At 51.5% G+C, this 551-nt stretch carries 1 rRNA gene; it reads right to left on the reverse strand.

The features are described 5' to 3' along the window. Window positions 1–551, reverse strand: a 23S ribosomal RNA gene (locus PAEAM_RS27970); the annotation flags it as partial.

Genomic DNA, 551 nt, shown 5'->3' on the forward strand with positions numbered 1-551 from the left:
ACTGCTTAGACGGACATCCATCAGTCCGCGTCACTACCCTACTGCGTCCCCCCATTGCTCATAACGGCTTACGGTGGTACAGGAATTTCGACCTGTTGTCCTTCGACTACGCCTTTCGGCCTCGCCTTAGGTCCCGACTTACCCTGAGCGGACGAGCCTTCCTCAGGAACCCTTAGGCTTTCGGCGGATCAGATTCTCACTGATCTTTTCGTTACTCATACCGGCATTCTCACTTGTATAATGTCCAGCGCTCCTTACGGTACACCTTCAACCCTTATACAACGCTCCCCTACCCCTGATGCAAAGCATCAAGCCATAGCTTCGGTGGTGTGTTTAGCCCCGTTACATTTTCGGCGCAGAGTCACTCGACCAGTGAGCTATTACGCACTCTTTCAATGATGGCTGCTTCTAAGCCAACATCCTGGTTGTCTGTGCAACTCCACATCCTTTCCCACTTAACACACACTTGGGGACCTTAGCTGATGGTCTGGGCTGTTTCCCTTTTGACAATGGATCTTAGCACTCACTGTCTGACTCCCGGAAGTAAGTCT

The sequence above is a fragment of the Paenibacillus sp. GM1FR genome, assembly GCF_002803315.1.
In the GTDB taxonomy this organism is placed as follows: domain Bacteria; phylum Bacillota; class Bacilli; order Paenibacillales; family Paenibacillaceae; genus Paenibacillus; species Paenibacillus amylolyticus.